13 protein-coding genes and 1 pseudogene are annotated in these 16562 nt (G+C 69.9%); 4 read left to right on the top strand and 10 right to left on the bottom strand.

Going from position 1 to position 16562, the window contains the following annotated elements:
* Nucleotides 1–67: 67 nt before the first annotated feature.
* Entirely contained in the window at nt 68–1618 is a 1551-nt protein-coding gene (locus ACQEXA_RS52925) for an esterase (RefSeq protein WP_432921972.1), read from the bottom strand.
* Between the two features lie 396 nt (nt 1619–2014).
* Here ACQEXA_RS52925 and ACQEXA_RS52920 point away from each other — a divergent pair, with 396 nt between their 5' ends.
* The gene (locus ACQEXA_RS52920; protein ID WP_433133664.1) at nt 2015–2566 is read left to right on the top strand and encodes an HD domain-containing protein; all 552 of its coding nucleotides are present in this window, start codon (nt 2015–2017) and stop codon (nt 2564–2566) included.
* Nucleotides 2485–2850 (top strand): annotated as a pseudogene (locus ACQEXA_RS52915) (IclR family transcriptional regulator domain-containing protein); the annotation flags it as partial. The gene ACQEXA_RS52920 and the pseudogene ACQEXA_RS52915, both read left to right, overlap by 82 nt.
* Here ACQEXA_RS52915 and ACQEXA_RS52910 read toward each other — a convergent pair.
* Together ACQEXA_RS52910 and ACQEXA_RS52905 are read right to left on the bottom strand one after the other, a co-directional pair.
* Nucleotides 2825–3145: a hypothetical protein gene (locus tag ACQEXA_RS52910; protein ID WP_432921979.1), complete on the bottom strand. Its 321-nt coding sequence runs from the start codon at nt 3143–3145 to the stop codon at nt 2825–2827. The pseudogene ACQEXA_RS52915 and the gene ACQEXA_RS52910 sit on opposite strands and share 26 nt — an antisense overlap.
* 497 nt (nt 3146–3642) lie before the next feature.
* On the bottom strand, nt 3643–5784 hold the full coding sequence (locus ACQEXA_RS52905; protein WP_433133662.1) for a transposase: 2142 nt from the start codon (nt 5782–5784) through the stop codon (nt 3643–3645).
* A gap of 242 nt (nt 5785–6026) precedes the next feature.
* On the opposite strand from ACQEXA_RS52905, the gene ACQEXA_RS52900 reads away from it, so the two are divergent.
* Nucleotides 6027–6740 carry a transposase gene (locus ACQEXA_RS52900; protein WP_433133661.1) on the top strand — a complete coding sequence of 238 codons (714 nt, stop codon included), beginning with the start codon at nt 6027–6029 and terminating at the stop codon, nt 6738–6740.
* A gap of 21 nt (nt 6741–6761) precedes the next feature.
* Here the strand turns inward: ACQEXA_RS52900 and ACQEXA_RS52895 are convergent, their stop codons facing one another.
* On the bottom strand, nt 6762–8144 hold the full coding sequence (locus ACQEXA_RS52895; RefSeq protein WP_433133659.1) for an IS701 family transposase: 1383 nt from the start codon (nt 8142–8144) through the stop codon (nt 6762–6764).
* A 29-nt stretch (nt 8145–8173) separates the two neighbouring features.
* Between ACQEXA_RS52895 and ACQEXA_RS52890 the strand changes: the two genes are divergently transcribed.
* Complete coding sequence (locus tag ACQEXA_RS52890; RefSeq protein ID WP_433133657.1) at nt 8174–8986, top strand: transposase; 813 nt, start codon at nt 8174–8176, stop codon at nt 8984–8986.
* A gap of 256 nt (nt 8987–9242) precedes the next feature.
* On the opposite strand, the gene ACQEXA_RS52885 is transcribed toward ACQEXA_RS52890, so the two are convergent.
* The 6 genes from ACQEXA_RS52885 to ACQEXA_RS52860 all read right to left on the bottom strand — a co-directional run bounded on the left by ACQEXA_RS52885 (nt 9243) and on the right by ACQEXA_RS52860 (nt 16556).
* On the bottom strand, nt 9243–10472 hold the full coding sequence (locus ACQEXA_RS52885; RefSeq protein WP_432942438.1) for an IS110 family transposase: 1230 nt from the start codon (nt 10470–10472) through the stop codon (nt 9243–9245).
* Nucleotides 10473–10699: 227 nt separating this feature from the next.
* The gene (locus ACQEXA_RS52880) at nt 10700–12328 is read right to left on the bottom strand and encodes a transposase (protein ID WP_433133655.1); all 1629 of its coding nucleotides are present in this window, start codon (nt 12326–12328) and stop codon (nt 10700–10702) included.
* Nucleotides 12329–12359: 31 nt separating this feature from the next.
* A complete protein-coding gene (locus ACQEXA_RS52875) occupies nt 12360–12593 on the bottom strand; it encodes a hypothetical protein (RefSeq protein WP_433133653.1) in 234 nt (77 codons plus the stop codon).
* 513 nt (nt 12594–13106) lie between these two features.
* Nucleotides 13107–14684, bottom strand: a complete 1578-nt coding sequence (locus ACQEXA_RS52870) for an acyl--CoA ligase family protein (RefSeq protein WP_432921991.1) — start codon at nt 14682–14684, stop codon at nt 13107–13109.
* Nucleotides 14681–15352, bottom strand: coding sequence for a nitroreductase family protein (locus ACQEXA_RS52865; protein WP_433133651.1), 672 nt, complete (start codon nt 15350–15352; stop codon nt 14681–14683). Before ACQEXA_RS52865 ends, ACQEXA_RS52870 begins: the two co-directional genes overlap by 4 nt.
* Nucleotides 15353–15371: 19 nt before the next feature.
* Nucleotides 15372–16556 carry a flavin reductase gene (locus ACQEXA_RS52860; protein WP_432921997.1) on the bottom strand — a complete coding sequence of 395 codons (1185 nt, stop codon included), beginning with the start codon at nt 16554–16556 and terminating at the stop codon, nt 15372–15374.
* Nucleotides 16557–16562 lie beyond the last annotated feature (6 nt).

The following is a 16562-nucleotide window of genomic DNA, read 5'->3' as shown; positions in this document are numbered from 1 at the left end:
GCGTCGTGGCGCGTCGTCGGCCCGTACGCGTATGGGCCGCTCGCCGTGTACTGCCCAGCCGTACCGCTTAGTCGTCGATCGCCGCCCCGTACAGCGCGTCCGTTGGTAGGCCGCCGAACGCGCTCGGGCCGTAGTTCCAGGAGCCGGAGGTGGTCAGGCCCGAGCTGCGCGCGGAGAACACCCAGACGTAGCCGTCGTTGGTGTTCTCACCGGGTGCCGAGGCGAGCAGGCCGAAGCGGCCGTCGTCGTTCGGGTCGGTGAAGGCGACCTGGCCGCCGAACTTGTCGCCCTTCTCGACGGAGCCCGGGACGTTCGCGGTGCCCTGGTTCACCGACAGTGCGCCGGTGGACGTCATGCCCTTGACCGAGCCGCGCAGGACCGTGACGGCGCCCGCGTCCGCGACGCTGCCGATGTCCTCGCCCGCGACACCGATCGCCACGTCCGCGTATCCGTCGCCGTTGCTGTCGCCGACAGATAGGTCGGTGCCGAAGCCGTCGCCCCGCTCGTTCGCGCCCGGCACGCCCGCCGAGTTCTGGGTCCACCACACCGGAGGGGTGCCCGGCCCCTCCCGGCCGGCGGGCCCCTCCGCACTGCCGTAGTAGACGCCGACCATGCCGCCGCTCATGCTCGCGCCGCCGTCGTCCGGGCTGTGCGGCTCGCCGGTGACCAGGTCGTCGTAGCCGTCGCGGTTGATGTCGCCGGACGCGACGACCGGGCCGCCGCGCACCGCGGTGATCGGCAGCGGCTCTTCGTTCGACGCGGAGCCGGGCAGGATGTACGACCAGCCGTAGCCCGGCTCGTCGCCCACGCTGGTGCCGGAGACGACCAGGTCGGCGAAGCCGTTGTTGTCGTAGTCGCCCGTGGTCATCGACTTGGGCTGGATGCCCGGCGCGTCGTCGGGGGAAGCCTGGCTGAGCATCTTCCGTGGAGGCGAGGTGAGCGTGGAGCGGGACTTGTGCACCGGCCGCCGTGCCTGTGCGCCCGCGCTCTTGGCGGTGGGCTGGGAGGCGGGCTCGAAGGTGTAGATCGTCAGCCCGACCGAGTCCATGACGGCGAGGGAGTCGCCCGGAGTGGTGTCGCCGAAGCGGGCCGCGGCGAGCGAGGCGCCGAACCTGCCGCCCGTGGTGGGATCGTCGGACTGCAGCCAGTTGCTGGCCGATCCGGTGAGGCCGTTCGGCGTGCCCCACAGGATGATCGCGCCGCCCGCGTTGGCGACGGCGCCGAGGTCTTCGCCGGGGATGCCGATGATCGCGTCGTCGTAGCCGTCGCCGTCGAGGTCGCCGGTGGCCAGCGACTTGCCGAAGCCGTCACCGGTCTCGGCGGCGCCGGGGACGCCCGTGGAGTTCTGGCTGAAGGCCTTGACCCTGGTCGTGCCGATGCCCTTGGGTCCGCCGTACTGCACGGTTACCATGCCGGCGCCCTTGTGTCCGCCGACCGCCGCCCCGGGGCCGCCGATGAGCACGTCGTCGTATCCGTCGCCGTTGAAGTCGGTGTTGCGGTCGTTGGCGTGTGTTCCGCCGGGTGTTCCGGCGTAGGCGCTGGGAGCGGTCGCGATGACCGCGCCGGTCACGAGGAGAAACGATGCCGCCGCGACGGCGGCCGAGCGGTGCTTGCGCATGAGCGGCTCCTTGGCTCAGATACGACCGGCTGGCTCGGGGGCGCGGGGGGTGTCCGGATAGGTCCTGTTCCTACGTCCGGCGCCGTGTTTGACGCCGCATAGGGGGGAAGGGTTGTACGGGAGGCATGTCTGCTTTGCTGAAGAAGATCACTTCTTCGCCGAAGAAGATCGCTTCGAGTCGGGCATCCGGGGCGAGGGCAGCCGCGCACACGCGAAAGGCTGGAGCCACGCGAGGCGGCTCCAGCCTTCGAGCAAGGCGTGCCCACCGCGACCACGGTCCTGACGGACGTCGGCCCACGTTTGACGATCCGGCGTCGGGCTTGCGTCGTCACCATGATCCAGTACATCCGGCGCCGGACTGTCGGTGATCTATTCCACTGAGCTACGGTGCGGCTCATGCCTTCTGCACTGGACACGCCGCAGGGCGCGGCCGAACTGGCCGAGTCTCTGTTGCCCCCGCTCGGGAACCGCTGGCTGCACACTCAGGCCGTTGCGGCCCGTGCGCGCGAGGTAGCTGCCGCCGTGTCCGAAGATGCTCGGGACCTGCTCGTTGCCGCCGCCTGGCTGCATGACATCGGTTATGCCCTGGAACTGCGCGAGACCGGGTTCCACCCACTCGACGGCGCCCGCCATCTGGAACGGCTCGGCGCGCCGGCGCGACTCGTACGACTGGTGGCTCACCACTCTGGCGCCGTGTACGAGGCGGAGCAGCGTGGACTCACCGCTGAGCTGGCCGTATATGAGCGTGAGGACTCCTCGGTCTCGGACGCGCTGACGTGTGCCGACATGACGACCGGTCCAGCTGGGCAGTCCTTCGACTTCGATCAGGCGGGCACCGCCAGGCCAAGGCGCCGTCGCGCACCGGCGGGCGTATGCCGATGCACTGCACTGCCATCGGCAAGGTGCTGCTGGCCCATGCAGGGGAAGACGAGCACGCCGCCGTACTGACCGGCCCTCTTGAGCGCCGCACGCCCCATACCGTCATCGCGCCAGGCACCCTGCGCAGACAGCTCTCGACGGCGGTCGAAACCGGTGTCGCCTACGAACGGGAGGAGTCGACGCCCGGCCTCCTCTGTGTGGCTGCGCCGATCCTCAAGCCCGACGGGCGCACGGTGGTGGCCGCCATCAGCGTGACCGGCCCTGTCGGACGCTTCCGCCCCGAAGCCCACGAAGCCGCTGTGCGTGCCGCGGCGACGGCGCTGGACTCTACCCTTGCGCGCCGAGGTCGCTGATAGTGGCGCCGCTCTCGGAAAACCAAGAGGGCCTCGGATCGCTCATCCAGTAGAAGCCGTCCGGCGTGCGCGGGTCGTCCGGGGTGGCCGTGGTGAGCGCCGAGACGGTCGGGGCGTCCTGGCTGGTGACCTTCGCCCCCGCGACGGCGGTTCCCGTGTTGGCGTCGGCGACGATGCCCGTCACCAGACTGCCATGAACCGGGTCGTAGCTGCGGTTGCCGACGCGGACGTTGTCGACCGCCCACCGCCAACCGGAGCTAGCGATCCAGCAGCGCCAGCCCTCCCTGCAGGACATTCCGGAGGCGGCGGCTTCTGCACAGGAACAGATAGCGGGAGACGCCCCGGCCACGACAGGGCTCAGCCCGGCGGCACAGCTGGCCATGCGTCGCGAATTGCGCCGGCAGCTGCGCCCCGACAATCCCGAGGTACAGCGCATCGTAAAAGCCGTCGCCGGGCGGCTGACTGCCAATCCTCGTGAGATCAAGCGTTTCGTCAACGTGTTCCGCTTCTACGCCGTCATCCGGCAAGAACGCGTGGCAGCCGGCCTCCCAGCCCCTGACACTCTGGCTGCGATCGCGAAACTCGCGGTATTGCCGTGCGATGGCCGCACTTGCGTGCCGCCCTGGGCCGGCAGATCAGCCCGACCGAGCGCGACACGGTCCTCGCACTGCTGGAGGCGCCCATCGCCGAGCTGCCCGAGGTCGCGAGCTGGTCCGCCCGGGCGCGAGGAATTGCGCACCGTGCTGACGGATGCTCAAATCCCGGACGCGCTACGGACGAGCCTCCTAAGAGTCATCCCGTATTGGGATGCCACCCGATCAGTTCCCGTGTAGGGATACCGCCGCGGGCTGCGGTGTTTCCTGCGCGGGCGGCTGTTCCGACGTGGTCCTTGTGCCGCTGGTTCGCGGGTCGGGTCTCATTCGGGGTGGGCCGGTGCCGGTCGGGGGTGTTTCGTCGAGCAGAGGCCTGCTGGCCGGGGGCACCCGGACCGTGGGCTGCCGCGTGGGTGCGGCCCCTGCTGGGGCGGGCACCGCGCTGCGGTTGACTCGACAGGGCTTCTTGCAGCCCTGGTGAGAACAAGATCTGTGTGGTGCGGGCCTGGACGGTGTCCAGGCCCGCAGTGCTGGGATCGTCCGGGTCGGTGAGCCGGACGTGCGCGGCGAGTGCGGCGGAGACCATGTCGCGGTCGGCGACCAGGCCGCAGGAGGTGCAGGCGTGCACTCGGTCGGCGAGGGTTTTGCAGACCTGTGCGCCGCATAGGCAGGTCTGCGACAGCTTCGTGTTGACGGTCGAGGCCCGCAGTAGGTGGCCGCTGGTCTTCTCGCATTCTTTGCCGATCGCGGCGATGAGCCGGCCAGGTGTGGTGGCTTGCAGGGCGCGGCCCCACAGTCGGTGCCAGGTGCGGATGTCGCAGTCTTCGACGACCAGGTTGGCGCCGTGTTCGGCGACGATCCGCTCAGCGATTCGCCGTGCCCGGTGATCTTTCGCGGCGGCCGCAGTGGCCGCGGCCTCGGCAATCCTGGCACGGTTGAGGCGGTAGCCGGCCGAGAGGGTGTCCCGGCGGTATGCCTGTTTGGGTACTCCGGCCTTGTTTGCTGCCCGCGCGCCGCCGGGCACCTGGACCTGCTTGTCTCGGAGTCCGGCGGCTTTGCGGCGTTCGGCGCGGGCCTGCTGGCGCTTCGAGGGCGCGTACTGGCCTGGGTTGGTGGCGCGGCGGGAGCGGTCGAGGGCACGTTTACGGCCGCGTTCCTTGCGGCGGGCCTTTTCGAGTGCGGCCAGCTCGGCGTCGGTGAGTTCGACCCGGGTCGAGTGCACCTGTCCGTCGGCTGGGTCGAACGTGTCCGGGAGGGAGACGACGGACAAGTTGGAGACGTTGCCGTCGATCCCACCGACCCGGCCGAGGTCGACTGCGGCAGCATGCCGCGCCTTCGTGGCCGGGGATGCGTAGCCGCCGGTGAGGACCATCAGATGCGCTTCGTACGCCCAACCCCCGAGAGCACTGGCATCGCGGCGGCGGACGAGATCGACCTTATGCCAGGTCTCCGGGTAGTTCAGGAAGTGGAGCAGCCGCGGCCAGCGGCCGACACCGGAAGGGAGCCGGACCGGCAGAACAAGATCGCCGCGCTGCGAATCGGGACCGCCGGTAAAAACCAGGGCGAGGGGCCCGGTGTGGTCCCACCATGTCGCAGCCCGTGTCTTCGGCTTTCCCTTCGCGGTAACGTCGCCGGTTTCGACACGCAGGGGTCGCACGGGCACAGGCATGCGTCGCGGCTGTGCGAGAACACTCGTCTGCGGCGCCAGCCCGGCTGCCTGTTCCGGCGTGGAGATGGTCGGGTCGAGGTCCCGGTGCCGGTAGGCGGTCAGATGCCCGGCAAGAGTGCCGTGCAGGCGGAACGTTTCCCACTTCCGCGCAGTGGTGTGCGAGCGGGCACGACCCGGGATGCGGGCGTAGTCCCACCAGGTACTGGTCTTCGGCCGTCCAAACCGCCGTCCGGATGCATCAGGAAACAGATGGCGGCTGACGCCTTCCCACACCTCATCGGCCTGATGCATCACCAAAGCTTTGGTGACGTGCTGGCCAAGATGCCGGGACCGTTCCATGTGCCGGTACCCGCGACGTTCCATGCCCTCACGGGACAAGCCCAGCTCTACCCGCCAGGCCTTCGCGTCGTCCTGGCGGCGGACATCGCCGGCCCAGTACGCGTCGACCGCAGCCCGGGCATCACGCTGCAACGCGAACTTCACCGACCACATCGCCGAATACAGCTGCTCCACCCGATGCCGGCTGTCGAGCCGGCTCACATCGAGTGGCAGCCGGATCACCGCAAGTTCGGTGTCGTCGCCGCGCATCCAGCGCTTGCCCTTGTTCTTTCCACGGAACTTGCGGACAGACGCGTCAGAGGCAGGTGCAGCCTCGAGCAACTCAGCGCTCACTGCATCCCACCTCCTTTTGTCTACGGCAACGTAGATAACCTGTCCGGCATTTGGCAGCTGCGGCAAGCAAGGCCAAAGCTACAGGCGTCCACTGACAACGGACGGGCAATGGCCCCGGATCTGGACTTTACGATGCACTCATGCGTCTAAGCCTCGATCCACCGGGCAATAGCCGGTCCAGGGCTTGGACATGAAGACGCGGATGCCCTCTGAGCTGGGACGATGGGACTTCCTAGGGTTCCATGTCCACAGAATCGGAGTACATCCGCGAGATGCAATCTTCCCATGCCACTTCGGCGGTGTCCGCCGCGTTCGATGAGGCGAATCTGGTCGCGTATGCCGGGCTGGTCCCGGTGATGCGGTTGGCTGAGCGGTGTGGGCTTGCCCGTCTGACGGCGGACAAGGTGAAGCTGAGGGGGGCGAAGAACGGGGCGGGTGCCGCGGCGGACGCCAAGGTCGGAAGCATCGTGGCCGGCATGGCCGCGGGCGCGGACAGCATCGACGACCTGGACGTGCTGCGGCACGGTGCGATGCCCCTGCTGTTCGCAGGTATCCGTGCCCCGTCCACTCTGGGCACGTTCCTGCGCTCGTTCACCCACGGTCATGCCCTCCAACTGCACGCGGTGCACCGTCAGTTCCTGGCCGCGCTGGCCGCGAACACCCCGCTGCTGCCCGGCGCGGGCGAGAAGGCGTTCATCGATGTCGACTCCACTCACAAACGCGTCTACGGCCGCACCAAGCAGGGTGGCGAGTACGGCCGGTTCAAGGGCATCCGCACCCTGCACCCCCTGCTCGCCACCATCTGCACCCCCACCTCCCGACCGGTGATCGCCACCGTGCGGATGCGCCGCGGCAAAGCGGCCGACTCCCGCGGCGCCCCGAAACTCGTCAGCGAGGCACTGACCACCGCCCGTGAGGCCGGCTGCACAGTACTCCAGTCGCACTTCGTGATGTGACGGGTGGTCGCGTCGGACGGTTCAGGTGAGGGCGGCAAGGCGTCGCTTGTAGTGGTGCCAGCGGGAGCGGGCCTGGTGGCGGCGTCGCCAGGTGGACCAGTGCAGGTGGAAGGCCATGCGGCGGGCCGCGAGGTGTGCGGGCATGTCCTGCAGTAGCGCGGTGAACAGCTGGAACAGGCGGCGGGCCTCGGTGACGGTCAGCGCGATCTGGCCGAAGTCCTCGGGAGGCTCGGCGGCTGCGTCGGCGGGCAGGACCGGTGCCGGATGGTCGCGCCGGTCCACGGCGGCGATCACCGCGAGCAGGGCGAGCGCGGCCATGGCCAGCACGATGTGCCGATGCCAGGAGCGGTAGCGGCGGGCCTGGGTGTGGTCCAAGCCGACGGCGTCCTTGGCGTTGGCGAAGTCCTCCTCCACCGCCCACCTGATTCCGGCGATCTTGACCAGGTCGGCCAGGGCCATCGACCGGCCCTCGGGCACGTAGGCGTAGAAGAACGCCAGGTCGGTGGGGTCGGCCAGGGAGCGGCGGACCAGCAGGTGGTGGCGGGGTCGGGCGGTGGCGACCAGGGCCCAGTCGTAGACGCGCGGGCCCTTGGCACCCTGCCCGCACGAGATCCGGTTCCAGGCCCGTGGGGGAACCTTCTTCGCCGCGAGCAGGTCGGCGCGGACCGGCCCGATGCCGGTGAGGACTTGGAAGTTGACGCCGACGGCGAAGACGTAGCCGATGGTGTGTTCCTCGAAGAACTGCCGCAGTTTTGTGCTGCGGCCGTAGACCTCGTCACCGGCCGCCCAGTCCACCGCGATGCCGGCAGCCACCGCTCGCCGGGCCTGCTCCAGGGCGATGGCGGTCTTGGTGCGGAAGGCGAAGTCCCGCCCCAGTCCGGCCCGTTCGCACCGCTCGGGATCCTTGGTCCAGTGTTCCTGGACATACAGGTCGCCGTCGATCAGGCAGTGTCCCAGGGTGCTGGCGTAGGTGCAGTACACGGCGACCACCGCATTGCTGACCTGCCCGGTGGTGCCGGTGTACTGGCGTCCGACCCCGGCGGTCGCGGCGCCCTTCTTCTCCTGGCCGGTCTCGTCGAAGACCAGCACCGCACCAGGCGCGGCCAGGTGGCGTACCGCGAAGCGGCGTACCGCGTCGCGAGCGGCGTCCTCGTCCCACACGGCCTGGTAGAGCAGCCGCTGCATCCCGTACGCCCGCGGCTGTCCGGCATGTTCGGCCACGGTCCAGCAGTTCTTCCGCGGCAGGTCGGCCAGCAGGCCGCGCAGGTAGTCCGCGGCGTGGGCCCGCGGCTCACGGCGGGCGAATAACGGGGCCAACTCGGCGGCGAGCTCGTCGAACTTCTCCTGGAACACCCGGGGATCTATGCTGACGGCAGAGGCCGCCTGACCTTCATGTTGCGTCACAACACCATGATCAACAGGCGGCCTCGCCCATGCCCCGGCGCCCCCAACTGACCAGACGCCCCGTCACATCACGAAGTGCCACTGGAGTAACAGGCCTGCGCATCCTGCGCGCCGACTCGCAGTTCTACAACGCCGGCGTCATCGCCGCCTGCCGCCGGGCCGGAGCCCGCTTCTCCCTCACCACCGGCATGAACCCCTCCATCAAACGGGCCATCGCCGCCATCGACGACACCGCCTGGCAGCAGATCACCTACCCCACCGCCGTGCCCGACCCGGAGAGCGGCGAGCTCATCTCGGACGCCGAAGTCGCCGAGATACCCGCCTACACCGCGTTCGCCGGCCGGAAGAAAGCAGATCGGGTCACCGCCCGCCTCATCGTGCGCCGGGTCCGCGGCCTGGCCAAACCCAACACCATCGGCGAGCAGGGCGAACTCTTCCCCGCCTGGCGCTACCACCCGTTCTTCACCGACAACCCCGCCCCCACCCTCCAGGCCGAGCGGGAACACCGCCACCACGCCGTCATCGAGCAGGTCATCGCCGACAGCAAGAACTCCGCACTGGCCCACCTGCCGTCCGGGCACTTCCACGCCAACGCCGCCTGGCTCACCCTGTGGGCCATGGCCTACAACCTGCTGCGGGCCACCGGCGCCCTGACCTCCGCCTTCCACGCCAAAGCCACCACCGCCACCCTGCGCGCCCACCTCGTCCACGTCCCCGCCAGGATCGCCCGCTCCGCCCGCCGCCTCACCCTGCACCTACCGCAGCGATGGCCCTGGCAGCACGCCTGGACACGACTGTTCGACACCGTCCACCCGCCACCCGAGGCGGCCCGACGTCACTGACCATCCCGCCCCGCCAGGGGCCCGACCGGAGCAGAACCGTGGAAACGCTGGGCAGACCAGCAAATACCCCCCGCCCACGTCCAGTCACAGCCCCAACGCCCGACCCTCGAAACCTCAAAAGACGACCCTGTTGCCCATTCGGCTACGCGGCGAGGCTGAGTTCGAGTCGGGCGAGGTGGCTGGTGTGGCGGCGGTCGAGTGGCTTGCCGTTCCACCAGGCGTTCAGTCGGATGAGACATCCCATGCCGTAGCGGTGTCAAGCGGCGGTGGCGAGGGTTGCGTGATGTGACCAGGCGGTGGCCTCGTCGTAGTGGGTGCGGGTCTTGAGGCATCCGTGGAGGATGCCGACGAGGCGGTTGCCGAGCTGGCGCAGGGCGGGGTTGTAGCCGATGTCGCGGGCCCGCTGCTTGTCGTAGTAGCGGCGGGCGCCCGGCGAGGTGTTCAGGGCGGAGAAGGCCTGCTTGTGGAGGGCGTCGGAGAGGCGGTCGTTGCGGACGTAGCGGGCCTGGACGGTGTGGCTCTTGCCGGAGGCGCGGGTGATGGGGCTGGTGCCGGCGTAGTTCTTGCGGGCCTTGGCGGAGGTGTAGCGGGTGGGGTCGTCTCCGAACTCGGCGAGCACCCGGGCGCCGGTGATCACACCCATCCCGGGCAGGGAGAGGTAGATCTCAGCGTCCGGGTGCGCGCGAAAATGCGCGCTCACCTGCTCTTCCAGGGCGTCTATCTGCTCGTTCAGGGCGATCAGCAGTTTGGCGTGCGCGACCGCCGCCGCAGCGTAGGCGGCGGCCACCGGGGCGGCGATGCCGAGCTGGGGCTCGCGCAGCGCGGCCTGGATCGCGGCGGCCTTCTGCTCCCGGTTGCGGCGGCGGTGCCGGGCCAGGACCGCAGTGATCTGCTGCTTCGTCAGCTTCGCCGCCGTCTCGGGTGTGGGTGCCTTGATCAGCAGCTCCAGGGCGTCGGTGCTGGTCAGCTCCAGGGCGGCGTAGGCGGTCAGCGCGCCGGGGAAGTACTCACGCAGCGTGCTGCGCAGCCGCTGGAAGGTGCGGGTGCGCTCCCAGATCAGCGTCTGATGGGCCCGGGCGACCACGCGGACGGCCTGGGCCTGGTCGCTGTCCCCGGCCACCGGTCGCAGCTGATCGCGGTCGATACGGACCATGTCCGCCAGCGCATGCGCGTCGCCCTTGTCGCTCTTGGCTCCGGAAGTGCCGTAGCGCTCCTTGAACCGGGCTGCCTGGCGTGGGTTGATCGCGTAGACCCGGTAGCCGGCGGCGATCAGCGCCTGCACCCACGGCCCGCGGTCGGTCTCGATCCCCACCGCCACCCGCTCGGGCTCCAGTTCCTCGCCGCCGTACCGGGCGATGAGGGCGTGCAGCTTCGCGATGCCCTCCACACCCTCCAGCAGCTGCGTGGTGGCCAGCTTGCGGCCCGTCCCGTCCTGCAGCTCGACATCGTGGTGGTCTTCGGCCCAGTCGTCGCCGATGAACAGCACCAGCACCCCAACCCTTCGCTCTCGTAGGATCCTTGCGCAGCCTGCGGAAGGCACGGCTCGCGCCCTAATGGATCCAGTGCTCACACCCAACTGCCCGGTGGGCACGCCATCCCATTAGCAGTCTGGCCTCCCGGCCGACCAGCAGGGGCACGGTCTCATCCCAGAACTCACAGTGGCTCGGGTTGAGGTAGTGCTCACCGGCTGACGGCTACGGACCGTAGTCTCACCTACGACCCGCTGAGCCCCATTAGGTTGAGGGCGACGGCGCTGTGGACGTGTTCGAGGTGGGTCTTGGCCAGGCCGCGGTAGCGGGCCCGGCGACTGTCGGTGGCGGTGAGGGCCTGGTGGATGGTTCCCTCGACGCCGGCGCGTAGGGCGTACGCGTCTTGCCAGTCCCGGTCGGCCTGCTCGGCACGGGCGGTGCGCAGGGCCTCGGTCAGCGGGCGCGGGTTCAAGGTGAGCTGGCGGAAGCCCCGGCGGCTGGTGGTGCACAACTCCCGGACCGGGCAGGGGCCGCAGGTCGGCTTGGTGAAAGCGACCACGATCATCGGATAGCCGTGTTGGGTGCACGGGCTCCAGGAGGAGCTGGCCCGGCCCTGGGGGCAGGTGACCTGCTGGTACTTGAAGTCGATGGTGAACGCGTCGGCCTGGAAGCCCGCGTTCTCGCGGGCTTGGCGGGACTGGTCGAGCAGGACCGGGGTGATCAGTGCGATGCCGTAGGCCTGGCGGGACTTCACGATCAGGTCGGCGCTGGGGTAGCCGGAGTCGAGGTAGTGCTCGCCCGGGAGCAGGCCGCGGCGCTGCAACTGCTGGTGGATGCCGTCCAGGGCCTTGGTGTCGGGGACGGTGGAGGCAGTGGTGGCCACGTTCGTGATCAGGTTCGGGGCGGTGCGCTCCTTCTCGGGCGCGTCCGTGCAGCTCTCGCTCACGTGCAGCTTGAACCCGTTCCAGAAGGTGTCGCGCTTGGCGGACCAGCGGGTGTCGAGATCGTAGGGGGAAGCGATGCGCAGATGGCCGGGCGGCAGCCCGTCACCGCCCTCCTCGGTCCTGGCGCGGCGGGCCACGACCTCGCGTCCGCCCCGCGCTGTGGTACGGGTGTAGTTCTGCAGCAGCACAGTGCGCAGGGTCTGCACCGCGGGCAGCTCGCGCAGCCAGGGTTCGGAGCGCGGATCGTAGACGGCGCTGAGCAGGGCGAAGCCGTCGCGGGCGTAGGTCAGCGCGAGCTGGTCGCGCTTGGTGGCGGAGGAGGGCATGCGCCAGGTGTCGATGCGGGTGTCGTAGCGGCGCGACCAGCCGGGCACGTCCAGCACGTCGGCGACCCAGTGCGGCGCGGCCACTGTCAACGCCTCCACCGCCGCCCGCACGCTCTCCCCGGCCAGCTCCAGGCGGTCCCGCACCGCGGAGACGATGTAGGTGGAGTCGGTGCGCTGTTTGCCCCCGGCTCCGACCAGACCCTGCTCCGTCAGCCTCTTCAGCAGCAGGTCCAGGACCTTCTCCTCCAGATGGTGCTCGACCACCCGGGTACGGAACTGCGACAGCACGGTGAAGTCGAAGCCGGTGTCGGTCAGCTCCAACCCGAGCGCGTAGGCCCACGAGAGCCGGTCACGCACCGCCTCCGCAGCCTGGCGGTCCGTCAGGTTCTCCGCCATCTGGAACACCGTCACCAACGCCAGCCGACCCGGGGACCAGCCCGCCGGCCCCGTCGCGCCGAAAGCCTGCGCGAACTCCTCGTCCGGGAACAGTTCCCCCAGCCGGTCGCGCACCGCCACCGGCAGCGGCACCTGCCGCCCGTAGTTCTTCGCCCGCACCGCCCGCGCCACCACGGGATCCGGCTCCGGCCACGACTGCGGCTCCATCGACACGCCCATCCCACCCCACGACCGAGGATCAGAAAGGAACCGGCCGCACCACCAACCCTGCCAGCACCACCAAGCCGCTGTCAGCTCTCAACTGCCAATGGGCAACAGGGTCGGCGCTCGTCTCAAAGACCACCAAATCCTCAGGCAGTGCCGCCGCCACGGCGAGGCAATCAACCATGCCGTTGCCGGCGTCGCGGCGCTCCACAACCTGAAGCTCGGCATCAGGTAAATCAAGCCCCAGCAGCGGCGAGTCATGCGCCACCCCACATCACGGGATATCTCTTAGCTTCAGAGGACCTGTGCCAGTCGCTCGCAACCGCTCCACCGATCGGCACCGCGGCCGCTGGCTACCTCTAGCTCATCAGCAACTATTGGCTCCCGGTGCCACTGCCGGCCGCCGCAGATCCAGAGGCTTGCGCATGTCCGCCACGTCACGGCCCCGGAGTCGTGGCCCGGCTACCTAGAAGGTGGTGCCGACCTGTGGAACCTGTCACACGGTGTAGCAGCGCCACCGAACCACCTGCCCGCCGCCGACGAGCACGCGTCCACGCCGCCCAGCGGCCGACAGTCCGGCGGCGTCACCCGCCGCCCGGGCCAGGGACGGGGCGTCCTCAGCGACCGTAGGGCCGGTGACCGGGCACCTGGAGACGGCCACTGCGGGGCCCGGGGGCGACGCACCACCCTCGCGGACGTCACACAGAAGACTCACATCGACAACACTGGCGGGTGGGCCGGCAGAGGCAGCGCGCTGCTGTCCGCCTGGCCGGCCGGAGCGCTACTGAATCCTGCGCTCCGCCCCGGCCCAGGCCCTATCGCGCAGGACGAACTTCTGAATCTTGCCGGTGGAGGTCTTGGGCAACTCCCCGAACACCACGCGCTTGGGCGCCTTGAAACGGGCCAGCCGGGCCCGGACGAACTCGATGATCTCGGCCTCGGTGACCTCGGCTCCGTCCAGGAGGCTCACGTATGCTGCGGGCACCTCCCCCCAGCGCTCGTCGGGTACCGCGATGACCGCGACCTCCGAGACGGCCGGATGGTCGGCGATGACCTGCTCGACCTCGACCGACGCGACGTTCTCTCCGCCGGAGATGATCACGTCCTTGCTGCGGTCGCGCAGTTCGACGTACCCGTCCGGGTGCACGACGCCGAGGTCGCCGGTGCGGAACCAGCCGTCCGGAGCGGCCTTCTTGGTGGCTTCCTCGTCCTTGTAGTAACCGAGCATGACGTTGTTGCCGCGCAACGAGATCTCCCCCACCGACGTCCCGTCGGCGGGAACGTCGGAACCGTCCCCGGCGATCACGCGCACCGTGCAGGAGATCATGTTGCCGACGCCCTGGCGTGCCTTGAGGCGGGCCCGGACCCGGTCGTCGAGGGCGTTCCACTCCGGGCGCCAATCGCAGATCATGGCCGGGCCGAACGTTTCGGTCAGCCCGTACAGATGCGTGACCTCGAACCCCAGCTCCCCCATCCGTCGCAGGATCGCCGGGGACGGCGGCGCACCGCCCGTCGCGACTTTCACCGTCTGCGCCAGCGGCGACGCGTCCGGCGCATGGGCGAGCATCGACAGCACCGTCGGAGCACCCTCCAGGTGCGTCACTCCCTCTGTGTTCAACAGCCGCCACACTTCGGTGGGTTCGACCTTCGGCAGGCATACGTGCGTGGCCGCCGCCGCGGTCACCGCCCACGGGAAGCACCAGCCGTTGCAGTGGAACATCGGCAGGGTCCACAGGTGCACGGCCGACGGCGACAGCCCGGTGTGCCCCACCATCGCGAGCGACTGCAGGTAGGCGCCGCGGTGGTGGTACATCACGCCCTTGGGCCGTCCGGTCGTCCCGGACGTGTAGTTGATCGACAGCAGCGACCGCTCGTCCTCCGGATGGATCGCGGTGGGTGTCGCGTCGGCCAGCAGTCGCTCGTACTGCTCCCCCGCACGGATCCGGTGCGGGGGCTCGGACAGGTCGGCGACCGCGGCGTCGGCCAAGTCGTCGAAGATCGGGTCGTGGATCAGCACCGACGCCTCGGAGTGCCGCAGGATGTAGGCGATCTCGCGGGCCGACAGCCGGGTGTTGACTGCCACCAGCGGGACACCTGCCCACGGCACTCCGAAGCTCGCCTCCAGCAGCACGTGCGTGTTCGGTGCGAGCACCGCGACCGGCCGGCCCTGCGCCAGTGGCGCCAGCACGCCGGCCAGTCGGCGGCAGCGGTCATGCAACTCCGTGTACGACCAGCGGCGTTCGCCGTCCACGACCGCGGTCCGCTCTCCGTGCGCCGCCGCGGCCCGGTCCAGGTAGGACACGGGGGTGAGCGGCTCGAACGACAACGTCGAAGCAGTCCGCCACTGTGGTTCGGTCATCTGTTCCGGCCCTCCGATCGGGCGCGGGTCGCGCCCCAGCGATTGAAGTGCACGACGTCTTCGACCGGCCTGCGCCTGGGTTGCGCCCACCGCCCCTTGGCGGGACGGCCCATCGGGATCAGCGCCATGGTCAGTGCGTCGGGCGGCAAGCCGAGCAGGTCACGCAGCTCGTCCTCGTGCCCACGGTAGAGCGTGGTGAGCGAGGTGCCGATACCGTAAGCGCGTGCGGCGAGACAGAGTTGCTGCACCGCACCGTAGATGGACGCGCCGACTCGGGGGTCCTGTTCGTCCGCCGCATGGCGCAGTACCGGGAAGACCCACACCGGGGCCTCCTCGATGTGGTGAGCGAGATGCTCCGCGCCGAGGAAGCCCCGCGGGCTCAGCCCGTCCGGACCGGCCGGGGAAGCCAGGATCCGCTCGCGGTGCCGGCCGTAGGCGGTTTCCCAGTTGTCCCGGTACCAGGTCGCGACGCGGTTCTTGATGTCCTGGTCGGTCACCACGACCCAGCCCCACTGCTGGGCGTTGCCCCCGGACGGGCCGGGGATGGCTGCGTCGAGGACCGCCCAGAGCACGTCCTCGGGGATCGGGTCGGGGTCGAGGTAGCGGCGGGCCGGCGTGGAATGCAGCGCCTCCAGTGCGGTCAGGGCCTGCCCGGTCGGTGGCAGCATGACGGTCCTCCCTGGGTGATCACGGCAGGGGGCGCAGCCCGTTGCCCGCGGCATCGCAGGCTGCCCGCAGCCGTCTCGCGCAGTGGGCGATCTCGGCGCCGGACATCCGGGGCGGGAATCCGAACAGGATCAGTGCGTAGCGGGCGCGGCCGCCCGGGTCGAACACCGGCGCGCTCATCGCTCGCACCTCGTACACGGTGTCCGGGCTGAGTTCGGGCTGCCCGTACTCGACGGTCGGTTCGGGGTCGAACAGATCGTGGAAGACACTGCGCCGCCATCGGACATCGGCGATGGTGGACAGCCTCTTGATCCTGGCGTCGAACTCGGGCTGGCTCGGGCCGCCGAGCCGGATCCAGAAGCCACGGTCGCGCACCCGGTCCAGCGCGGCGCGCCAGGCTTCGGCCTGCCCGGGGCTGAGTGGTGTCGGTGCCCGGGCCAGCCAGCGCCGCACATCCGTCTCGGCGGCCCAGGGCAGCCAGCTCATGCCCAGCGGAGGCGCGAGCGGGGAGCGCATCCCGACGCGGACGGCCGGCTGGCCGCCGGGCGGTGTCCCCGCGCTGGCCACGTGCACGATCTCGTCGCCGACGATCGCTCCGGCCACGCACTCGACGGACATCTCCCGTGCGATGCGTTCCATCTCCGGCCGTCCGGGGTCCACGTTGCGCAGCACGTCGAAGAGGTCGGCGTCGGCGGCTGCGCGGGACGACGGTTCGAAGCGGCCGTAGCCGCCCTCGAAGAAGACCAGGGGCATGGTGGGGTTGCCGAGGCTCATCTGCGTGACGCGCCCGATGACGATGTCGTGGTCGCCTGCGGTGTGTACGGCGTCCAGGTCGCACTCGATCCAGGCGACGACGCCGTCCAGGACCGGCAGTCCGCTCGGGCCGGGCCGCCACCCGAGCCCGGCGAACTTGTTCGGCGCCTTCGACGCGAAGGCCCGGCAGACGTGTTCCTGGTCGGCGCCGAGGATGTTGACGCAGAAGCGTCCGGCCGCGCGGATCTTCGGCCAGGACGTCGACGAGTGGTCCGGCAGGAACGCCACCAGCGGCGGGTCGAGGGACACCGAGGTGAACGACCCGACCGCCATGCCGACCGGGGTGCCGTCCGGGTGGATGGCGCTGATCACGCAGACACCGGTCGGATAGGTACCGAGAACCTGCCGGAACCACCGGGGGTCGACGGCTGTGGTGCTGTCCGTGGTGGTCATCGGCGT

The sequence above is a fragment of the Streptomyces sp. CA-106110 genome, assembly GCF_050936285.1.
In the GTDB taxonomy this organism is placed as follows: Bacteria; Actinomycetota; Actinomycetes; order Streptomycetales; family Streptomycetaceae; genus Streptomyces.
Note: the sequence above shows the minus strand (reverse complement) of the source record. Positions and strands in the feature narration are given on the sequence as shown.